The 19,911-nt window shown below is 66.0% G+C and carries 20 protein-coding genes and 1 pseudogene; 9 read left to right on the top strand and 12 right to left on the bottom strand.

The window, feature by feature from the left end; translation table 11 throughout:
• The 3 genes from dinB to ACW2Q0_RS27335 form a co-directional block, all read right to left on the bottom strand.
• The coding region (gene dinB, locus ACW2Q0_RS27345) for a DNA polymerase IV (RefSeq protein WP_457193782.1) at positions 1 to 1,222 on the bottom strand (1,222 nt) is incomplete at its 3' end.
• Positions 1,223 to 1,532: 310 nt separating this feature from the next.
• Positions 1,533 to 2,963, bottom strand: a complete 1,431-nt coding sequence (gene rox, locus ACW2Q0_RS27340; RefSeq protein ID WP_457193781.1) for a rifampin monooxygenase — start codon at positions 2,961 to 2,963, stop codon at positions 1,533 to 1,535.
• Positions 2,964 to 3,237: 274 nt separating this feature from the next.
• Positions 3,238 to 4,449 carry an erythromycin esterase family protein gene (locus ACW2Q0_RS27335; protein WP_457193780.1) on the bottom strand — a complete coding sequence of 404 codons (1,212 nt, stop codon included), beginning with the start codon at positions 4,447 to 4,449 and terminating at the stop codon, positions 3,238 to 3,240.
• Between the two features lie 112 nt (positions 4,450 to 4,561).
• Between ACW2Q0_RS27335 and ACW2Q0_RS27330 the strand changes: the two genes are divergently transcribed.
• From ACW2Q0_RS27330 to ACW2Q0_RS27305, 6 genes and pseudogenes are all read left to right on the top strand, one after another.
• Complete coding sequence (locus ACW2Q0_RS27330; protein ID WP_457193789.1) at positions 4,562 to 5,296, top strand: TioE family transcriptional regulator; 735 nt, start codon at positions 4,562 to 4,564, stop codon at positions 5,294 to 5,296.
• Between the two features lie 341 nt (positions 5,297 to 5,637).
• Positions 5,638 to 6,018 carry a BlaI/MecI/CopY family transcriptional regulator gene (locus ACW2Q0_RS27325; protein ID WP_457193779.1) on the top strand — a complete coding sequence of 127 codons (381 nt, stop codon included), beginning with the start codon at positions 5,638 to 5,640 and terminating at the stop codon, positions 6,016 to 6,018.
• Complete coding sequence (locus ACW2Q0_RS27320; RefSeq protein WP_457193778.1) at positions 6,015 to 6,962, top strand: M56 family metallopeptidase; 948 nt, start codon at positions 6,015 to 6,017, stop codon at positions 6,960 to 6,962. The genes ACW2Q0_RS27325 and ACW2Q0_RS27320 overlap by 4 nt, the downstream gene beginning before the upstream one ends.
• 28 nt (positions 6,963 to 6,990) lie before the next feature.
• Positions 6,991 to 7,392: pseudogene (locus ACW2Q0_RS27315) on the top strand (DNA glycosylase AlkZ-like family protein); the annotation flags it as partial.
• 9 nt (positions 7,393 to 7,401) lie between these two features.
• Positions 7,402 to 7,818, top strand: coding sequence for an NUDIX hydrolase (locus ACW2Q0_RS27310; RefSeq protein ID WP_457193777.1), 417 nt, complete (start codon positions 7,402 to 7,404; stop codon positions 7,816 to 7,818).
• A 39-nt stretch (positions 7,819 to 7,857) separates the two neighbouring features.
• Positions 7,858 to 8,355 (top strand): hypothetical protein, encoded by a 498-nt coding sequence (locus ACW2Q0_RS27305; protein WP_457193776.1) that lies wholly within the window; start codon positions 7,858 to 7,860, stop codon positions 8,353 to 8,355.
• On the opposite strand, the gene ACW2Q0_RS27300 is transcribed toward ACW2Q0_RS27305, so the two are convergent.
• The 3 genes from ACW2Q0_RS27300 to ACW2Q0_RS27290 form a co-directional block, all read right to left on the bottom strand.
• On the bottom strand, positions 8,330 to 8,761 hold the full coding sequence (locus ACW2Q0_RS27300; RefSeq protein WP_457193775.1) for a hypothetical protein: 432 nt from the start codon (positions 8,759 to 8,761) through the stop codon (positions 8,330 to 8,332). The two genes, ACW2Q0_RS27305 and ACW2Q0_RS27300, sit on opposite strands and share 26 nt — an antisense overlap.
• Positions 8,762 to 9,008: 247 nt before the next feature.
• On the bottom strand, positions 9,009 to 9,911 hold the full coding sequence (locus ACW2Q0_RS27295) for a DMT family transporter (protein ID WP_457193774.1): 903 nt from the start codon (positions 9,909 to 9,911) through the stop codon (positions 9,009 to 9,011).
• Positions 9,912 to 10,440: 529 nt separating this feature from the next.
• Positions 10,441 to 11,205 carry a carbon-nitrogen hydrolase family protein gene (locus ACW2Q0_RS27290; protein ID WP_457193773.1) on the bottom strand — a complete coding sequence of 255 codons (765 nt, stop codon included), beginning with the start codon at positions 11,203 to 11,205 and terminating at the stop codon, positions 10,441 to 10,443.
• A gap of 307 nt (positions 11,206 to 11,512) precedes the next feature.
• Between ACW2Q0_RS27290 and ACW2Q0_RS27285 the strand changes: the two genes are divergently transcribed.
• Positions 11,513 to 12,457 (top strand): NADP-dependent oxidoreductase, encoded by a 945-nt coding sequence (locus tag ACW2Q0_RS27285; protein ID WP_457193772.1) that lies wholly within the window; start codon positions 11,513 to 11,515, stop codon positions 12,455 to 12,457.
• Between the two features lie 185 nt (positions 12,458 to 12,642).
• On the opposite strand, the gene ACW2Q0_RS27280 is transcribed toward ACW2Q0_RS27285, so the two are convergent.
• Positions 12,643 to 13,596: a MerR family transcriptional regulator gene (locus ACW2Q0_RS27280; protein WP_457193771.1), complete on the bottom strand. Its 954-nt coding sequence runs from the start codon at positions 13,594 to 13,596 to the stop codon at positions 12,643 to 12,645.
• A gap of 71 nt (positions 13,597 to 13,667) precedes the next feature.
• On the opposite strand from ACW2Q0_RS27280, the gene ACW2Q0_RS27275 reads away from it, so the two are divergent.
• Complete coding sequence (locus ACW2Q0_RS27275) at positions 13,668 to 14,324, top strand: maleylpyruvate isomerase family mycothiol-dependent enzyme (protein ID WP_457193770.1); 657 nt, start codon at positions 13,668 to 13,670, stop codon at positions 14,322 to 14,324.
• A gap of 63 nt (positions 14,325 to 14,387) precedes the next feature.
• Positions 14,388 to 14,552 carry a hypothetical protein gene (locus ACW2Q0_RS27270; RefSeq protein ID WP_457193769.1) on the top strand — a complete coding sequence of 55 codons (165 nt, stop codon included), beginning with the start codon at positions 14,388 to 14,390 and terminating at the stop codon, positions 14,550 to 14,552.
• A 131-nt stretch (positions 14,553 to 14,683) separates the two neighbouring features.
• Here ACW2Q0_RS27270 and ACW2Q0_RS27265 read toward each other — a convergent pair whose 3' ends face one another.
• From ACW2Q0_RS27265 to ACW2Q0_RS27245, 5 genes are all read right to left on the bottom strand, one after another.
• Positions 14,684 to 15,298: a maleylpyruvate isomerase family mycothiol-dependent enzyme gene (locus ACW2Q0_RS27265; RefSeq protein ID WP_457193768.1), complete on the bottom strand. Its 615-nt coding sequence runs from the start codon at positions 15,296 to 15,298 to the stop codon at positions 14,684 to 14,686.
• A 686-nt stretch (positions 15,299 to 15,984) separates the two neighbouring features.
• Positions 15,985 to 16,593, bottom strand: a complete 609-nt coding sequence (locus ACW2Q0_RS27260; protein WP_457193767.1) for a GTP-binding protein — start codon at positions 16,591 to 16,593, stop codon at positions 15,985 to 15,987.
• Positions 16,574 to 16,948, bottom strand: a complete 375-nt coding sequence (locus ACW2Q0_RS27255) for a DUF742 domain-containing protein (RefSeq protein WP_457193766.1) — start codon at positions 16,946 to 16,948, stop codon at positions 16,574 to 16,576. Before ACW2Q0_RS27255 ends, ACW2Q0_RS27260 begins: the two co-directional genes overlap by 20 nt.
• The gene (locus tag ACW2Q0_RS27250) at positions 16,945 to 17,340 is read right to left on the bottom strand and encodes a roadblock/LC7 domain-containing protein (protein ID WP_457193765.1); all 396 of its coding nucleotides are present in this window, start codon (positions 17,338 to 17,340) and stop codon (positions 16,945 to 16,947) included. Before ACW2Q0_RS27250 ends, ACW2Q0_RS27255 begins: the two co-directional genes overlap by 4 nt.
• On the bottom strand, positions 17,318 to 19,792 hold the full coding sequence (locus ACW2Q0_RS27245; RefSeq protein WP_457193764.1) for a nitrate- and nitrite sensing domain-containing protein: 2,475 nt from the start codon (positions 19,790 to 19,792) through the stop codon (positions 17,318 to 17,320). Before ACW2Q0_RS27245 ends, ACW2Q0_RS27250 begins: the two co-directional genes overlap by 23 nt.
• Positions 19,793 to 19,911 lie beyond the last annotated feature (119 nt).

Here is a 19,911-nt window from a genome sequence, read left to right as displayed (position 1 = left end):
GCCGCGGGCCGATGAGAGCGGCGCGGGTGACCGCGGATGAGCCGAAGCGGCGGCGCAGGTCGTCGAGGGTGGCATCGAGGGTGTTGGTGGTGCGAGATCCGAACGGCAGGGTGAGTTGGACGGCATCGGCGTTGTCGAGATTGGTCAATGCCAACCCGATGAGGGTGAGGCCTCGCTCCTGGATCATGGGCATCGCGCAAGTGAGCAAGGTGCGTGCGGCGCACAAGATGGTTTCGGTGTGATCGGTGGCCTCGGGCAGGGTGTGCGAACGGGTGGCCCGGGTGAAATCGTCGAAACGCATGCGCAGCACCACGGTTCGGGTCACCCGCTCGGCCGCGCGCAACCGGCGACCGAGGCGGTCGGTGAGGCCGTGCAGGTAGGCTTCGATTTCGTCGGGCGGTCGGTGCCGACGACCGAGTGCGCGTTGGGCGCCGATGGAGCGGCGGCGGACGCCGGTTTCGACACGACGCGGGTCGCGGGCCCAGGACAGTGCGTACAGGTGCCGCGCCGCGGCCGGGCCGAGGATGGCGCGCAACGGTGATTCGCCGAGCTCGGCGAGTTGACCGATGCGGGTGATGCCGTGTTCGTGCAGGGTGCGCGAGGTGACTTCGCCGACGCCCCATAGTCGTTCCACTGGCAGCGGATGCAGGAAATCGAGTTCGAGTTCCGGCGGTACCAGGCGTAAGCCGTCGGGTTTGGCGACCGCGCTGGCCACTTTGGCCAGGAATTTCGTGCGCGCGATACCGACCGAAATCGGCAGCCCGACCTGCTCGCGCACGGCATCCCGCAACCGCCGTCCGATCTCGACAGGTTCGCCCGCGATCCGCCGCAGTCCACCCACATCGAGGAACGCCTCGTCGATCGACATGCCTTCGACCACCGGCGTCGTGTCGTGGAAGATCTCGAAGACGGCCTTGCTCGCTTCGGCATAGGCCGACATGCGTGGCGGCACCACGATCGCATGCGGGCAAAGCCGCACCGCCGCCGCACCATTCATCGGCGTGCGCACCCCGAATGCCTTGGCCTCATAGCTGGCCGCCAGCACCACCCCGCCGCCCACAATGACCGGCCGTCCCCGCAACCGCGGATTATCGCGCTGCTCCACCGAGGCATAGAACGAGTCGAGATCGGCGTGCAAGATCGACGACTCGGCCCGCGCCTGAATCCGCGGCCGCCGCGAACGCGGCACAATCGGCGGATGGGGAGACTCGGACACGAACATATGTTCGCATAGATCACCCTCTATCGCATCAAACTTTCTGGCAGGGTTGCTCGGTTTACGTCCAGAGCACACCGGGCCACGAAGGAGCCCGATCCTGTGGCCAGATCACGGCGGTTGAAGATCCCGGTCGAGGACAATATGCGAGTAGTGGTGTCGGTGCTGCCTGGGGAGGGGAGATGCGCGCCACGGAGCTCGCGCGGGGTGAGCACGGCATCGGTGTAGGTAAGGCGGAACAGACGTTCGTGGAGACCGGGACCATCTCGACCCGAGACAGGCGTGTTCGCCTCGACTTTCGGTTGTTGCGGTGAAATCAGTTGGCAGGCTCGCCGAACCAGCGGGTGAGGTGGTCGTTCAGCTCCTGCTGGTGCTCGCCGATCCAGGCGACGTGGCCGTCGGGGCGCAGCAGAATGGCCGGAACATCCAGTGCCGCGGCGGGATCAGCGATGAGGTCGACTCGGTCCGACCAGCCCTCGACCCTCAGACCTTCGGTGCGGTCGAGTACCAGGGGGCGGCCCCGATATAGTCGGTCGTAGAGGCGGCCCTGTTTCAGATCGATATCGCGCACGCGCCGGCCGAGCAGGTCGGGGCCTGTGCCGAAGTCGTAGCGGATGTCGATCGCGGTGATCTTCTCGATCAGGTATCGGTTCACCTCGTCGAAGTCCATCAGTTCGGTGAGCAGCCTGCGCACGGCCTGCGGGCCCGGTTCGGTGGACAGCAGTTGCATTTGGGCGCGGGTGTTGTCCAGGACGTCTTCGGCGACCGGATGACGTTCGAGCTGGTAGGTGTCCAGCAATGTTTCCGGCGCCCAGCCGTGGATCTGCGCGGCCAGCTTCCAACCGAGGTTGAAGGCGTCCTGAACGCCCAGGTTCAGGCCCTGACCGCCGGTAGGCGGATGGATGTGCGCCGCATCGCCGGCCAACAGCACCCGCCCGACCCGATAACGCTCGGCCAGCCGGGTGGCATCGCCGAAGCGGGACAACCAGCGCGGGGAGTGCACGCCGAAATCGGTTCCGGCGATGGCGCGCAACCCTTGTTTGAAATCCTCGAGGGTGGGCGGTTGGGCGCGATCCTCACTGACTCCCGCGGTGGGGACCACGACGCGATAGACCCCTTCGCCGAAGGGCCCGAGACTGAATACCTTATTGGTCTCGCGGATTTCGGTCACCTTGGCGGCGATCTGCGCCTGCGGCACACCCACTTCCATCTCGCCCATCAGCGTCTCGGTCCGCGAGGGCTCACCGGGGAAGCCGACGTCGAGCAGTTTGCGCACCGTACTGCGCGCGCCGTCACAGCCGATGAGGTAACTCGAACGCAGCCGCTGCCCGTCGGCCAGTTCGACGGTCACCCCCTGCTCGTCCTGCTCGAAACCGGCCACCGCACAACCCCGCCGGACCTGCGCACCCAGTTCGATGGCATGTTCCTCGAGCAGATGCTCGATGACCGGCTGCGGGATGCCCAGCAGATAGGCGTGCGCGGAATCCAGGCCCTCGGGTGCGGGTTTGGTGATGGCGGCGAAGATGCCGCCGACCGGACGCTGTCTGCCGCGTTCGAGAAAGCGATCCAGCAGTCCACGCATCGCCATCAGCTCGATACTGCGGATATGCAGACCGACTATGCGAACGAACGACGACACGGGCTCGGGTTCCTGCTCCACAACGAGTACCCGCACATCGTGCAGCCGCAGTTCGGCGGCCAGCATCGCACCGGTCGGCCCGCACCCGGCAATGATCACATCGAACATGAACTACCCATTCGCCCAGCTCTCTCCCACCCCAGTCGCCGCGCGTCCCTGTCCTCAGGCGCAGCCCGCATGTGCACGCGTCTCGCTGATTCCGGATTTCCGCAGGTCCTGGCATCGGCCGCCTATTGTGCGGCACCCCCGGAGCTCGCCGCAAGCGAGATATGGGGTGCGAGAGGGTGTGAGCCGCCGCCTCGAGACGTTGGCATGGTCTCGCACCCCATAGACATTCGCACCGCAAAGCCGAAGAACCGGCAAGCCGACGCCATCGGAGTCGCTACCAGTACTGGTGTCGTTTTCCGTCGGTGTCGGCGATGAAGATGACCGCATCGGCGCTGTCCAAGTCCGCCGGGGTGAGCGGGATGTGGCCAGGCACGATCGGTTTGCCCGTGCTGATGGATGGCGCAAGCGCGGCGCGCACGGCCGGTGCCGGGAACAGGGCGCGTCGGGTGGTCGCCTCGGCCAATATGTTCTGGAGGGTGCCCGGATCGCTATCGGGGTTGGCATCGGTTGCCAGGAACATGTAGCGCTGGCCGAGGGGCAGTGCGACGAGTGCGCCGGCGCTGCCCCAGTGCTTGTCGGTCTCGCCGACGGCCGTGCGGGCACGCTGCAGGTGCACGTTGTGCGCGAACACCAGACTCGGTCCACGTCGCCGCTCCTGGGCAACGATCGCAAGCAGGTTGTCGGCGATCATTTCGGCGCGCACGCTCAGCAAGAGCGCGATGCGATCGGGTGTGGGACTGGCCATGGCCGCGTGATAGCGCAACAGGCCCTGGGCGGTACGCGCGTGTGCGATGGCGTGGTCATAGCTGGTCGGGTCGGCGGGGCGCAGGCCGGGGGCCGCGCGGCGCAGCGCGCTGGCGAGGTCGTCGGCGACGATACGCAGGGCGCGAGCGCGATCGGAGTCACCGACGGACTCCGCCGGATCGAACATGGCGGCCTCGTTCGTCCAGTCCGCGTCCTCGCCGAGCAGCGCGTCGAGGTCGCGGACCGATGCGGGCCGCAGCGGTTCGGGCAGGTAGTCGATGACCGAAGACAGTGCGCGTCGAGGGCTCGGTGCAGCGGCGTACTCTACCGGCGCCTCGCAGCCGTAGAAGCGAACCCGATCCACGGGCCCGCGACCGGCATTATATGCGCGCAGCCATTCGACGAGTTCGCGGTTGCCCGGCACGGCGCCGAATCCGTGGCTGAATCCGGTCGCCAGCACCGTGTCGATCTCCGACGCTGCCCCGGCCACATAGTCGTCGACAACGGACGCGGCGAAGATATCGGTCTCCAACACGATCGACCGGTAACCCCGGTCGACCAAGTGAGCGAGGATTTCGTTGCGCAGCAACGGGAACGCTTCGATCCCGTGTGTCGGTTCGCCGAGGGCGAGCAGGGTCGGTGGCTCGGTCCGCGTGGCGATCAGCTCGTCGATGGCACGCCCCAGGCTGGCTGGATTGTCGAGTTGGCGGCCGATCGCACGCAAGGATGCGGCAGTGGACATCAAACACCCCTTCCGATAGGAACTGACCTCGACGCTATCGTTGAAGAATCGAGTGAAACTTATGTGAGTTCAATCTGCGATTCGGTATGAAAAGCCTCAAAGGAGGTGCAGGCTGCGACCTATCGACCTCGCCCGAGAACACGGGGTGTCCGCACAGGCGGTCCGCAACTACGACGACGCGGGGATCCTGCCGCCGACCGAGCGCAGCGCGAGCGGCTACCGGTGCTACACGCACCTGCACGCACAAGCGCTACGCGCCTTTCTCGCATTGCGCGGTGGCCACGGGCACCAGCAGGCAATGGAAATCATGCGCGCGACCAACCACGGCGACACCGAGTCCGCCTACCGGCTCATCGACGCCGCACACGTCGCGCTGCTCGCCGAACGCGACACTCGCACCGAAGTCGCAGCGGCTCTGGGCACCCTATCCACCATGGTGCCGGCCCCGGTCCGCGGTCGACCGCTGACCGTGGGCGAACTCGCACGCCGACTCGGCGTGCACCCGGCCACGCTGCGCACCTGGGAGACCGAGGGCATCCTGCATCCCGAACGTGACCGGGCAACGGGATATCGCGAATACGGACCGGGCTGTGTACGCGACGCCGAGATCGCACGGCAACTGCGTCAGGGCGGCTACCCGCTGTCCCAGGTTGCGCATTTCATCGATGCGCTGCGCGACGCCGGCGGGGCGCACGCATTGACCGCCTTCCTCGATTCCTGGCAGGACCGGCTGACCGTGCGCAGTCGCAACCTTCTCGCCGGCGCGGCCCAACTCGATGCCTACCTCACCATGCTCGATCAGACACAGCGCTCACCTGTCGGCTCGCACACCTGGCCTTCCGGGTAGCAGACGACGTGGAGCCGGTCGTGGTTGTCGGCACATGCCAGGACGCCGCCACGGATACCGATGCGCGCCGAGCACGCCCAGAACGACGATTCCCGCGCCGACGACAATTCCCGCGCTGGCGACAATTCCCGCGCTGGCGACGATTCCTACGACCGAGACCAACACGTCCACGGCAGTAATCCATGTCCAGTCGAGGTCGACCAGACCATCCAGGGCTGGTGAGAGCGCCCTATCCGGCACATCTTCGGACCAATCTACGCTTTGACTACGTAGCAACAAGTCGAGCCAGCTACCCTTGAACGTCAGAGAGATGTCCAGTAGTTGATGAGAGAGACGGCATCATGCGTGGATTCGGGGATTTGGAGGCGGTGATCATGGACCGCATTTGGGATCGGGACGCGGAGACCACAACGGTCCGCGAAATCTATGACGAACTGGCCGCCGAACGCGGTATTGCCTACACCACGGTCATGTCGACCATGGACAATCTGCACCGCAAGGGCTGGCTGGCACGCGAACGCGCGGGTAAGGCATATCGATATTGGCCGACAATGACCCGTGAGGAGCACAGCGCGCGACTCATGCTCGAGGCCCTCGGCTCCGGCGGTCGCTCGGATCTGGTGCTCAGCCATTTCGTCGATCGGATCAGTGAGGAGGAGTCGGCCGGACTGCGTGCCGCACTGCGGCGGCTGACCTCGCGCAGAACACCAGAGGCGCCATGAACGTAGCTGTCGGCCTGATGATCTACGGCAGCATGGTGGCCACCTTCGGCCCGTCCGTGCTGCGGGGACTTACCCGGCGCGGTGTCGCGCCCCGGCTCGGGGTGCTCGCCTGGCTGGTCGCGATCGCGGGCGCACTGGGTGCGTGGGCCATTGCGGCCGGCATATTGATCATCGAATTCGCCACCTCCTGGCATCCCGCCGACGCGGTGCACGACTGCTACACCGCGTTGGCCGCACCGATGCACCTGCACGACGGCCTCCTGATTCGATTGGGCACCCTGACCTGCGCGGTCCTGGTCGCCGTCGCACTTCTCGGCATCTCGGCGCATGCCGCACGAGCGATGCTCTACATGCGACGCAAAACCATCGCACACGGGCGGGCCGTTCGCATGGTCGGTCGACGCGTGCCCGGCGTCGGTGCGGTCGTGCTGGATTCGCCGCAACGCCAAGCGTATTGCGTGGCCGGACGGCCCGACACCATCGTCGTCACCAGCGCGGCCGTCGCGGCACTGACCGAGCAACAGCTTGCCGCGGTGCTCGCCCACGAGCACGCCCATCTGAGCGAGCGGCATGGCGGACTGCTCCGCTTCCTGCGCGGTATCGCGATCACACTGCCCGGAATGCGTCTGGCAACCGACGGAGTGCACGAAATCGGCCGACTACTCGAGATGTGCGCCGACGATACGGCGACGCGGAAGCACGGCCGGGAGCCGTTGCTCGGTGGTCTGCTCGCGATCGTCGGTGCGACCGACCCGCTCCCAGCGGGCGCGTTGAGCGCCGCGGCAACTGCAGTATTGGTGCGTGCCGAACGGTTGGTAGCACCGGTCGGCGCGGTCCATCGCGCGACGAACCGGACCGCTTTGCTCGCCGTGATGGCGGCGACAGTGGTGGGACTACTCGAGGTCGCGGTCGGAGTACTGTTCTGCAGCACAGTGTCGGGATGAATCCTGGACTGCACCGGAGCCGGTAAGGGGACCGGATGCCGCCGCGCCCGTTGTCATTACCGGTTACCTCAGCGTGTACGGCCCGGCCACCGCGGAAACCTTCGATGCCTGGCTCAGTCGCAACAGTCTGAAGAAGACGACGGTGCGCCGGTGGTTCTCGGAACTCGGGGACGCATTGACCGAGGTCGATATCGCAGGCCGCCGCGCCTATATTCTCACCGATCACGTCGACGAACTGGCTGCCACGGAACCGACCGGTACCTCGGCACACCTGCTGGGCGCCTTCGACCAATACGTCCTCGGGCTGGGCACCGGCGACACCGAATTGCTCCCCGCCGAGCATCGTTCCGTGGTGAGCCGGGCCGCAGGCTGGATCTCTCCCATCCTGCCGCCGACCTCCAGGACGCCCATTGATCGATACGTCGATTAGGCTGCGGCGGTGGCGGATGGGCGAGTGCGCAAGCTGATCGACACGGTCGCGTGGGTACGCATCGAGGGCGGGCGCATCCTGTGCGCACGCCCCACGGGCAAAGACATCTTCTACATTCCGGGCGGCAAACGCGAGGGCACCGAATCGGATCTGCAGACACTGCTGCGCGAGATCGAAGAGGAGTTGACCGTCGCGCTGCTTCCGGAAACCGTTGCCCATGTCGGCACGTACGAGGCCGCACTGCACGGACCGGCCAGTGATGCGGTGGTTCGGATGAGCTGCTACACCGCCGACTATCGCGGCACCCTCGCGGCCAGCAGTGAGATCGAAGAGGTCGCGTGGTTCTCCTACGCGGATCGCGCGTTGGTGCCGCCGGTCGACCAGTTGCTGTTCGACGACCTCCTCGATACGGGCCGATTGGCCTGAGGTGCCCGCCGATTCGTCGCGGGCGATACGGTCGATGGCATGACCACGGTTCGCTCAGTGTTGCGTCGGGCCGCCTACGCGTTGCTTGCGCCGGTGATCGGTCTCGGCCCGATCGCGAGCCGATTCCGGGTCCCGCGCCGCCTGCTCGGCATCTTCATCGCACCGCGAGATGCCCTGGTGGTGCGTGCGATTGTGCATTCTGTGCTGGCTGGTGCGCTCGGCCTGCTGACCTGGTTCCTGGCCTTCCTGGCGACCATTGCCGTGGTGCGCGGAATTTTCTACCCGCTCATCGCGGACAACGATCTCGAGCATTCGTGGGGTGGTCCGACGCTGGCCGGGGCCTGGGCGGTACACGCACTGCTCGGTGTCGGGCTGCTGCCCGTATGGGGGCTGGTGCTGGCCGGACTCGGCGTGATGCAAGTGCGCCTGACCAGTGGGTTGCTCGGTCGGCACGGCCCGTGGTGGCCGATTCCGATATCGCTGGTGCTGGTCACCGGTGGCGTGCTGCTCTTCATCGCCTGGTTGCATCAGGTCTGAATCGGCGCCCGAGCGCGGTCCGCGACTTTCGAAGACCGAGTGCACGCCGGTCATTGGGCGAGATCAGCACTATCGTCTGACCATCTATTGAACGAACCGCAACGGCGTCGTAGAAGTAGACACGGCCATCGGGCGGGCGGTGAGCCAAGCTGATATCGAGCCCGCCGAGACTCACGTCTTGGCGGGTATTCGGCCTATCCTCGCGCAGCATTTCGACCGCGACTTTTTCCAACTCCGGGCGTGCGGAGTCGAAGCTCGCAGGCGGAAAGACCAACCCGGCGACCAGCCCTGCGAGCACAACCAGCGGCACTGTGGCGACCTTCCAGGACCACCGGTGCTCTCTGCCGAGCAGGTACTTGACCGCCCACGCCAGCAGGGAAACAACCAGCAGAATCCCGCCGCCCACCAGGCCAACAAACTGATCGGGACCGGTCGAGTTCCTAGCGAACGGCGCCCCGTGGAGGTGGACGCACAACAGAACCACGACACCGAGGGCCGTCCCCGTCAGGACCGCGGAACCCGGCGCAGTGGCAGTGTCCCGTCCGCCATCGGACTGCCCATCGTGCACGCCTGATGTTTCGATCGGGGCCCGACCGTGACCCAACGCCTGATCTGCGCTCGAGGTAGAGGGACATCCGTGCGAGAAGTACCCCTTAGGAGAGCGCGATTCTCGGCTGATCGCGAACGTCGACTCGCTGCACCGCGAGTCCCACGGATCCGAGCACGATCGCCGTGCCGATCAACAACCGTGCCGTCAATGGCTCGCCGAGGATGCAGATGCCCGCGGACACGCCGACGACCGGGATCAGGTACGCGGTCAGCGCCGCGGTGGTGGGGCCCAGCCGGGCGATATTGCGGTAGTTCAGCAGTTCCGCTCCGGCGGTGCTGATAACGCCCAGGGCGAGCAGGCTCGCGATGCGCACCGGCGTCAGCGCGACGCGGTCGGCGTCGGTGGTGGTGGCTGCCAGTGGTAGCAGCACCAGGAGCGCGCCGACCTGGATGACGGCCGCGATGTAGAGCGGCTGCCGGTGAGACAGGTTGCGGCGCATGTAGGTCCAGCCGAATCCGTAGCACGCCGACGCGGAGAGCACAGCCAGGCATCCGCCCCATGAGCAGCCGGTCAGGTCGTGCGAGCCCAGTCCCGCCAGCACGGCGACGCCGATCAATCCGATCGCGACGGCCCCGAGCTGCCGCCCGCCGGGGCGGTGCCCCAGCATCAGGACCGCGAAGCCGACGGTCCACAGCGGGACCGTCGCGTGCAGCACCGACGACAGGGAGGCTTCGACGTGCTGCTGCGCCCAGGCGGTCAGACAGAACGGCAAGGCCACGGTGGTCACGGCCAGCACCGCCAGATGCATGCGCTCACGCCCGCCGGGCACGGGCACTTCGGGCGCGGTCCGGCCGCGGGCGCGCAGCAGTGCGGCCGGTGTCAGCACCAATCCGGACAACAGCACGCGAATGAACGCGACCCCGAACGGTGGCATCCCCGGCAACGCCACCTTCATGAAAACCGACGACAAACCCCACATGATCGACGCGAGCACCACACCGAGCACGGTTCCTCCGGAGCCATCGACGAACCCGGTCTTCCACCAACCCGATCAGCGGCAATCGTTCCGCCGCACAGCCGAACGCGAAGTAATCGACCTTGCGAGCCTACCGGTCGGATTGCTTGGCTCAGCGGTATTCGGCGATGACCCGCCGAGGTCCGGTGTGACCGAGGCCGCCTCAGGCGCGGGCCGGCGAGCTCGACCGCACGGGCGTGTCGTCTCGGGTGTCGATCGCGCGTGAGTTCCATGAGCGTGGACATGGCGACAGTGACCAGTTGCTGCCATGGGGTGCAGGTCGGCCAGGGCGGCGCGCAGGATATCGGTGTTGGTGGACTGCCAGGATCGCACTGTTTCCCGCCCGGTCTCGGTGAGGATCGAGGTGACCGCACGCCGGTCATTGGGGAGATCAGCACTATCGTCTGACTATCTATTGAACGACCGCGATGGATTTTCGGCGAAACCTACGCTGACCCCGTGATGGGGAGTTCGTCTGCGGACGGCCCAGGCGGCAGGTAGAGCCGCATCGGAAGCCGGGTTACAATCCGACCGATACGACTGTGCCCGGTTCGGGCCCCAACTGCTGCACCGTAGTTCCGGTCGAATCCCAGATTCCCGAGCCGCCGCAGGTCCACGCGAATCCGCCGCCTGTCGGCCCGGCGAACCCCGCGAATGCAACCGGCACCTTGTACGTAGCCGCGATTCTTCGTGCCCGTGCATCGAGATCACCGAGCTCGTCGGGCGCATGAACAAGTCCCGCGACATACAGATCGATATCCTGTGCCGCCGTCCGTTCGAGGTGATCTCCGACCCTGGTGTCCTTGCACACCCCGATACCGACACGCCATCCCTTCACTTCCATGACGGCTGGTGTCCGACCGGCTTCGAAGTACCTCGCCTCGGCTTCGCCCAGGGACATCTTCACGTAGGCCACCTCGACTCCCTCGCCCGAAACGGCCAACACGCCAATTCCGCGGCCCCGGCTCCCGATCTGTATCGGAGTTCCGGCCAACGCGACCGTGTTCTCTTCCCGGCATGCCTCGATCAGCCCGACAAGCCGCGCGTCGTCGACAGCGATGGCCGGGGCGTGCATGTCGTACCCGGTCAGCGACATCTCCGGGAAGACGACGAGATCACTGGCGGCACACCGCACCGCTGCCGCATGTGCGGCGACGTTATCCGCAACAGCGCCGAGCACCGTCGTCGGCTGCGCAACCGCGACCCGGATCACCGAAAGCCGACCACGGCCCGGGCGGCCGACTACACCCAACCCTGCCCGCACCAATGCGCCTTCTCCAACCACGCTCGAATTCAAACACGGCCGGAGCCATGGTGGTCTGCCCGATCTCGAACAGATCCCTTGTCTTCCAGACCGAACGCGTAGCCGCAACCCTCAATAACCTCGGGTCACACCGAATTGATGGTGTCGTAGTAGCTGCGGCGGGCGGTGATTTCGCCGAGGGCTACCGCGATCTGGTCGCGGTCCTCGCCGTAGAGGCGGACGATGTCAGTGTCGACCTTCAGACCCTGAGGTAATGGAAGCCTGCCTCACGCTCGATCCCGCCCCAGCAGACTATGGCCGCACGGCCTGGATACAGGGAGGTATTCACATGAAGGCGATCGTGGTGACGGATCCGGCCGCTGGAACGGCCGGGATGAGGTTGGTGGAGCGGCCCGATCCGGATGCGGCGAGGTTCGCGAGCCTGTCGGGTGCGAGCTACGGCGATGTCGTTGTTGAGGTTCATGCGTCGGGATTCACTGGCGATGAGTTGGAGTGGCCTTCGACCTGGATCGATCGGCTCGGTCGGGACCGGACGCCGTCGATCCCCGGGCACGAGCTGGCCGGAGTGGTCAGCGCTCTCGGCTATGGCACGACCGGGGTGTCGGTGGGGCAGCGGGTGTTCGGGCTCACGGACTGGACTCGCGACGGCACCCTGGCGGAGTACGTCGTCGTGGAGGCACGTAATCTCGCGCCGCTGCCGGGCGACATTGATTTCACGGTGGGTGCGGGTGTGGCGATGGCGGGTTTGACCGCGTGGCAGGGGCTGTTCGAGCACGGGCGTCTTCAGGCGGGGCGCAGCGTTCTTGTGCATGGTGCGGCTGGCGTCGTCGGGTCGATGGCGACCCAGCTCGCGCGTGAGGCCGGCGCCTATGTCATCGGCACCGGGCGCGCGGCCAGCCGGCAGAGTGCGCTCGAGTTCGGGGCGCATGAGTTCGTCGACCTCGAGAACGACTCGCTGGCAGAGGTCGGCGGAGTGGATCTGGTTTTCGATGTCCTCGGCGGGGACATCCAGCAGCGGTCCGCGGGTCTGGTTCGAGCCGGAGGAACGCTGGTGAGCGTCACCGGGCCGCCCGAGGCGCGGCCCGCCGAGGGACTGGCGATCGACTTCGTCGTCGTATCCGACCGTGCTCAGTTGGGCGAGATCGCCCAGCGGGTGCGGGAGGGACGAGTGCGGGCGAACATCGGCACAGTTGCGACCCTCGATGACGCCGTCGCCGCCTTCAACCCGACCAAGCGCAGCAAAGGGAAGACGGTCATCCGCGTTCGTCCGTGAGGACAGGGACGGACTTGTTCGCGGACCGAGTGAGAAGATGGTCGATGCTTGGCGGGCGCGGTCGCGATGTCGCCGCTGTTCTGGTCGAACATCAACCCCTACGGCCGATTCCGGCTCGACATGAACACCCGCCTGGACCTGAGCCGGGAACGTGTCGCGGGCTAGAGAATTGGAGGACCGCAGCGCTAACAGCCCCCGTTGACCTGGTTGCGGGTATTGGCCGAGTTGGTGGATTGGTTGAGCGCGTCGTAGAGCCAGTGGTGGGCTGCACCGGTGTTCAGGGTGCCGGTGACCTCGCTGGTAAGGCTCCAGTACCGATGGATGCGGTGGTCGCTGTCGGCTGCGTCGACCAGGAGTTGCTGTCTGAGTTGCTGGGTGTCCTGTTCGCCGCGGGCGGCGGCATGGGCGTCGACGAATTGGTCGAGTTCGGGGCCGCGCCGTGGGGGTTCGTTGGCGAGGACGCGGTGGCTGGCGGATTCGCATGCTTGCGCGACCCCGGTGAGCAGTACCTGTTTGTGGCGGATCCGGGTCTGATCCGACCGCCAGAGCTGGCGTGACATGACCACACGCAGCGCGGGATCGGTGACGAGGGTGACGAGTTCGGCGTAGGCCACAAGCTGGTGCGGATCCGGATCGGCCGGCAGGTCCGGCACATTCATCGCAATGAACCCGTCGAACAACTGCGGCGGCATGGGGGTGAGCATGCGTCGCCAGAACGCTACGACCGAATCGTAGGCACCGTGTCGGTTCTGGATCGCGGCGAGTGACTCCAGGCGGGTTGCCCGCTCCGCGAGTGGTGCGTCTTCGACTGCCAGCAGCGCGGCCCGCCGCCATGTCAACGCGGCGAGTTCGGTGTCGAGCGCGCGACGTTCGGCCGAGATCGCCTCGGCAAGGGACACCGTGCCGGTGAGTACGTCGATGATCGGGGCGAGACTCAGGCCGAGCGCGCGGAGTCGGCGTACCAGTAACAGCTGATCGACGGCAGTGGTCGGGTCGAACATCCTGTGCCCACCCGAGGTGCGTTGAGACTCGAGAATCGCTTCGTCACAGTAGAAGCGGATCGTGCGGATCGGAACATTGGTCAGCTGCGATAGCTCTCCGATGCTGACCAAGCCGCTGCCGTGTGTGTTATCGGTCACGTTCGCTGGAACCTCCACCCTGGTGGAGTTCCTACCGTAACCGAACAACCACACGAGATGGAGCGACGCGAATGTCCAACGACGCAACGATGACGATCGACCAGATTTGGCAGGCTGTCGCTGCCGAGCGGGCAAGCCTGGTCGAACTGCTGGAGACGATGTCCGAAGCCGACTGGGATCGCAGCTCCCTCTGTGAGGGCTGGCGCGTGCGTGATGTCGTCGCGCATATTGTGTTGTCCGCGCGCCCCAGTGTCGGCTGGATTCTGTTCAACCTGATTCGCGCGCGCGGCGACGTGGACCGATTGATCCGCGAGACCGCCATCCGCCACGCCGAGAACACCACAACAGCGCAACTGGCCACCGAGCTGCGCGACAGTATCGGACTTCGGCTGACCGCGGTCGGCACTACTGCGGCCGATCGGCTGATGGATTTGCTCGTGCACGGGCAAGACATCACCGTTCCGTTGGGCATTGCCCGCGAGATGCCCAACGACGCTGCGCGATTGGCCCTCGAACGTGTCTGGACAACCGGTATGTTCGGTTCCCGCAGGAAGTTGGCTGCCTATCGCCTCGTGGCCACCGATGTGGGGTGGGCCGCTGGCGACGGGCTGGTCATCGAAGGGCCTGCCGCTGCGTTGTTGTTGCTTGCCACCGGTCGTCACGCGGCGCGAGATCTTCTCGCCGGCAACGGTGTTGCACGACTGATCGCAGACCAGGATCGACGATAGGCGGACCTTGTCCGTCGCGCCTATCGGCGCCAGGTCCGAGAGCAGATCAACGAACGCATCGCCGTGCTCACGCGGTCTGCAGGCCTGACTCAGCGGGAATCGTCGGGCCTTGTGCAACGCGCCGGACTGGATCCGGTGGTGCTCGAGCAGATCCAGGAGTGCGTGGAGTGGATGCGGGAAGCTGAAGACCAGGTGGACAAGACTATCGTCGGGTTCTGGATGGGCTGACCAGATACAACCGGCGGTCCGAACCAGACCCGAGCACGGCTGCGCCGCACTCGCTCGCCGCATGAAAGCACCGTTCGGTGGTCGACTTTTGGCTGGTTTCCCCAGCTCGAGCGAGATTACTACCGGAACCCCTACACCACCGAAAACGATGGCGACAACACCGCCCGGCCGGTCAGCGCCGTCAGCACAGGTTCGCCCTCGCCAACGCGCACTGCGATGCGGGCGGCGAGCACCGCCGCATCTTCGAGCACATAGTCAGGCATGGTGTGCGGGATGCCGGTAGCACTGGCGATATCCAGGCCATGGACGACGAGTTCGAAGGTCCTGGTCGTCAGATAAGTGTTCAACCGCATTCCCAGGCCACTGATCACGGTGATCAGCTGGTCCTCGGAATCGGTGACTGCTTCGCTAGCCGCGGCCACCAAGGCATCCACCGCATCGGCGGGCTTCTCCCCGAGTTCGGCGCCCGCGGCCCGGCCCCGCTCGAGGATTGCGGCGGCGTTGGCACCTTGTGCTGCTTTGGCTCGGGCGTAGTACTCGTGCGCGCTTGCGACATCCTCGACCGTCGCCGGCTGCTGGATGTACTGGGTTACCGTCACCAGAGCACGCGCGGTGTGGCCGACCAGCGACCGCAGGTCCCATTCCCCCAAACCTGGCCCATCCCAGCGGCTCTCGGGAATCGACCGGACCAGCGTCGCGAAACTGTCAGCGGCGGCTACAAATACCTGCACAGGATTTTCGGACATACCGCCGGACACTACCGACCTACCTCACTCTCCCAAAAATTGCCCCTATCCTGCATATTTCGCCCCGAAACCCACGTAGTAGGCGCGGCCCGTGGTTGCGCGCATTCGGATTTGGATCATCGCGATGGTGGTGCGGCGCGGAATTGAGTTCTCTGTCGCCGTAGCGGGACAGTCGGTGACGAGTCGAATCGGCACTGGCGATCTCGACCGGTGGCCGTGGCGTTCTCGGCCAGCTGTGTGTCGTAGCGTCGGTCACCGCGGGAGAGTTACCGTACTCGAGCCGTCGCGACAGGTGCCACGAGTGCCACGTCCACCACTGTCTCGCCGGTGGCGACCAGCCATTGCGCCAGGTGGTGGCCGAGCCCGTCAGCGTTTTCCACCGCCCAGGTCCGTTCGGGCCATTGACGCGCCCAATCCAGCAGCTTGCGGTAGCCGGCATGGGTAGCGGCGATGGGATCGATCCCTGGTCGGAGTTAGTGGCCGGATCCAGCGCGGTGTGCGCAGCCGACGACGGTGCGCCATGCTCGAACGTCGCCCGAACACTCGCACTGGTCGAACTCGAGACCGACCACTTCGTCTACGCCAACGACTCCGACGGCGCGCCAAGGCCATCAGCCCATTCCTCGTCGAAGGTCGACGGCATCATCGGCCATCGGATCAGCGCCCGGCTGGAATACCGGTCGCGATCAGGTGGCGACCGGAGCCGGTCCGGCCCGTTCGATGAGGTGCTGCAGCAGATTCAGCAACACATCCTTACAGGAGGCGCGCTCACGGGCATCGCACACCATGACCGGGATGTGATCGTCCAGATCGAGCGCGTCGCGGACCTCGTCGATCGTGTAGACCGGCGCACCATCGAAGCAGTTCACCGCGACCAGGAATGCCAGCCCGCGACGTTCGAAGAAGTCCACGGCGGCAAAGCAATCGCTGAGCCGGCGGGTATCGGCGATCACGACCGCGCCGAGTGCGCCGCGGGAGAGTTCGTCCCAAAGGAACCAGAACCGGTCCTGGCCCGGTGTGCCGAACAGGTAGAGCACCAGGTCGCGGTCGATGGTGATGCGGCCGAAGTCCAGCGCGACCGTTGTCGTGGTCTTCTGTTCGACGCCGGACAGGTCGTCTACGCCGGCGCTGACCTCGGTGATCAACTCCTCGGTGCGCAGTGGCGCGACCTCGCTGATCGCCGACACCATGGTCGTCTTGCCGACGCCGAAACCACCGGCGATGAGAATTTTGACCGAGGCCGCCAGCTGCGGTGTCACACCGGGCCGGGTCGGATCAAAGCTTTCGGATGCCATCCAGTACCGCTCGCAATATGTTGAGATCGCCGGGACCCGCGTCCGGCTGCACCGGCGCCCGGAAGATCAAGTGGCCCTCGCCGATCAGATCGCCGACGAGAATCTTGGTCACCGCCAAGGGAAGTTGCAGAAAGGCCGCCACTTCGGCGACCGATTGCGGTGCGCGGCACAGCCGCACGATATCCGCGTATTCCGGATCGATCCGCCGCAGGGTGGGCGGCGGATCGGCCGTGATGACCACGGTGAGCATGTCCAGGTCATGGCCTGCCCCCATCACCCGCCCGCGGGTGACCGCATAAGGCCGGACCAGGGGACCTGCCTCCTCGTCGAACCATTGCCCACCGCCGTGCGTCATGGCAAGCGGGCTGAGGTGGATAGATAGGTTCCGACGCGTTGGACGGTGACATTCATTTCGTAGGCCACCATCCCGAGATTGGCCGATTCGGCCGCCTGTAGTGCCAGGCAGGCGTTGTCGCCTGCGGAGGTCACGAACAGCACCGCACGATCGAGTTCGATCACCGCCTGGCGGACCCCGCCGCCGTCGAAGCGGCTGCCGGCACTGCGGGCCAGACCGTAGAGTGTGGAGGACATTGCGGCGAAATGTTCGGCGTCCTCGCGGGTCATCGCGTTGGAGCGGCCGAGGAGCAGGCCGTCGGTGGACAAAACCACCGCATAGCGCACGCCGGCCAGCCGATCCACGAGATCGTCGAGCAGCCAGTTGAGATCACCGGGGCTGGAAGAAGTCACCGTCGCCTTCCTGTTCATCCGAGTGTTTACCACTCGGTCCCTGTAAGGTGCCGAATTGTTCGGCGGCCGCCACCTCGGGCAGCACGGCATCGGGGACGGCGTGGCGGCCCTGCCGGGTCCCTTTCTCGATGGCGGACATCAGATCTCGGGCCTGCTCCGCCGAGCGCTCCCGTTCCGGCGGCCGCTCCGCTTCGGGCTCGGCCGAGGTCGGCTGCACCAATTGCGGTGCGATGCTGGCCTGCCGGTTCCGCCGTGGCAGCGCCGGCCTGGCGTCCACCGGGGTGGGCTGCGGCGCCTCGAACGTGGGACGCGGCGCCTCGAACGGGGGACGTAGCGCCGGTGCCTCGACGATGGGCGGTGCCAGCGGCTCCGCGGTGAGCACCGCGGACTCGGTTTCGGCGCCACGGTAGGGGGAGGAGTCGAGGAAGGGGACCGGATGCCGTCGCCGGCGTGCCGATTCCAGCGGCTCGGAACCAGATGTCAGGGCGGCTTGTTCATCGGCGAGCAGGGCCGACGGGATGAGCACGATGGCGCGGACGCCACCGTAGTCGGACTCCGAGAGCCGGACCGAGACCCCGTGTCGGTGGGCCAGCTGCGCGACCACGAACAGTCCGAGCCGGGAATCCGAAGACAATGCCGCGACACCGAAATTCGGTGGGTTGTTCAGTATCTCGTTGAGCCGGTCGATCTCGGACTTGGTCATGCCCATGCCCTGATCGCTGATCTCGGTGACCACGCCCTTGCCGACCACATTGCCGCTCACCTCGACCCGCGACTGCGGTGGCGAGAACGAGGTCGCATTGTCGACCAGTTCGGCGAGCAGATGGATGAGGTCGGCCACCACCGTGCCGAGCACGTGGGTTTCGGGCAGCCGGGACACGCGGACCCTGGCGTAGTCCAGGGTTTCGCCGACCGCGCTGCGTACCAGATCGATCAGCGGCACCGGATTGCGCCACTGACGGCCCGGCTGACCGCCACCGAGAATGATCAGGTTCTCGGCATTGCGGCGTTCGCGGGTGGCGAGGTGATCGAGCCGGAACAGGGTGTCCAGCAGGGCTGGATCCTCTTGGCGCTCTTCGGCTTTATCGAGAATCTCGAGCTGTCGGTGCGCCACGACCTGGCTGCGGTGCGCGATATTCAGGAAGACCGCCTTCACACCTTCACGAGTGCGCGCCTCGGTCACCGCGCCCGCGACGGCCGCGGCATGCGCGTGTTGGAAGGCCTTGGCCACCTGGCCGATTTCGTCGTGACCGTAATCCAGTTCCGCGGATTCGGCCTCCGGATCGATGAGCTCGCCCTCGCCGAGTCGGCGCATCAGCTCGGGCAGCCGTTCATCGGCCAGCGCGAGGGTCTCCCCGCGAAGTCGCTCGAGTCGGCGAATGACCCGGTTGGCCAGCACGATCGCGATCACGAACGCCAGCAGGCTGACCGCGACGACACCGCCTCCTGCCCACGCGGATCGCGCGGTGGCATCGGCGGTTGTGTCCTCGGCCAACTTCTGCGAGTACATGTTCTGGGCGGTCCACACATCGAGCAGACCGCGGTTCACCTCGGCGGCCGCGCTGTGCCACTCCTGGGTACTCAACGGCAGGGCGGGTGGTGTCGCCTGTTTGGTGGTGCTGCTCGACGAGCTGGACGAACTCGACGCGCTTGGGGAGCTGTTCGCCGTCGTAGTGCGTTGGGTCAGTACGTTTTCCATGGCGGTCAGCTGCTGCCAGGCCCGGCTCGCCATCAGCGTGTGCAGGCTCTCCTGCTGCTTCGGGTCCAGTTCGCCTGCCAGATTGGCGGCCTCTGTGTGGTAGAAGCCGATCTGACGCAGGTACTCCTCGAGCGGAATGGGGGTCGACCCGTTCGTATTGACGATCATGGCCCCGAGCGCGGTGCTGCGCGACATCGCCTCGGCCACCAGGAAGATCCGCATGCCATCGGCGATATGGACGCCGATCTCGGCGTTCGGCGCGGTCTGTTCGGCGATCTCGGTGCCGTAGGAGATGATATCGAGCAGCCGGTTGTAGAAGTTGTAGGCGTCCGGGACTGGCAATGTACCGGCATCGGTGAGCGTGCGTACCTGGTTCATCGACGTCGACAGCGTGAGGAAGTTCGCGGCGTTATCACTGATCTTCGAATCGTCCACCGCCCGCAGTCCGGCGGAGGCCTCGTTGAGGCCCTTGAGCGCGCCGTCGAGGCGCATTCGGGCCACACCTAGCGCGGGAGTGGCGGCTTCGTCGCCGGTCAGTGCGGCGAGGGTAAGCTGACGTTCGCTCTGGACCGCCTCCAGCAATTCGCGAGTAGCGGGGATGCCCCGCTGATTCTGGGACGCCCAGTCCTCGGCCTTATTTCCCTCGACAACCAGATATCCCGCCGCACCCACGCCGACCACGAGCAGAGTCAGGCTCGGCACGAGCGCGATCGCCAGAATCCGCGTTCGGACTCCGAGTCTCGCTCTGAACATCACCCAAACCTAAACCAGCTGTGATTAATTCGTTGCCGATGTCTCGCTGAGCGGGACCGAATTTGACAATGCCATGGGTATCCGCCTAGCGCATACGGGTGCTGTCCCTTGCCACCCCG

Source organism: Nocardia citri, from assembly GCF_054065835.1.
Note: the sequence above shows the minus strand (reverse complement) of the source record. Positions and strands in the feature narration are given on the sequence as shown.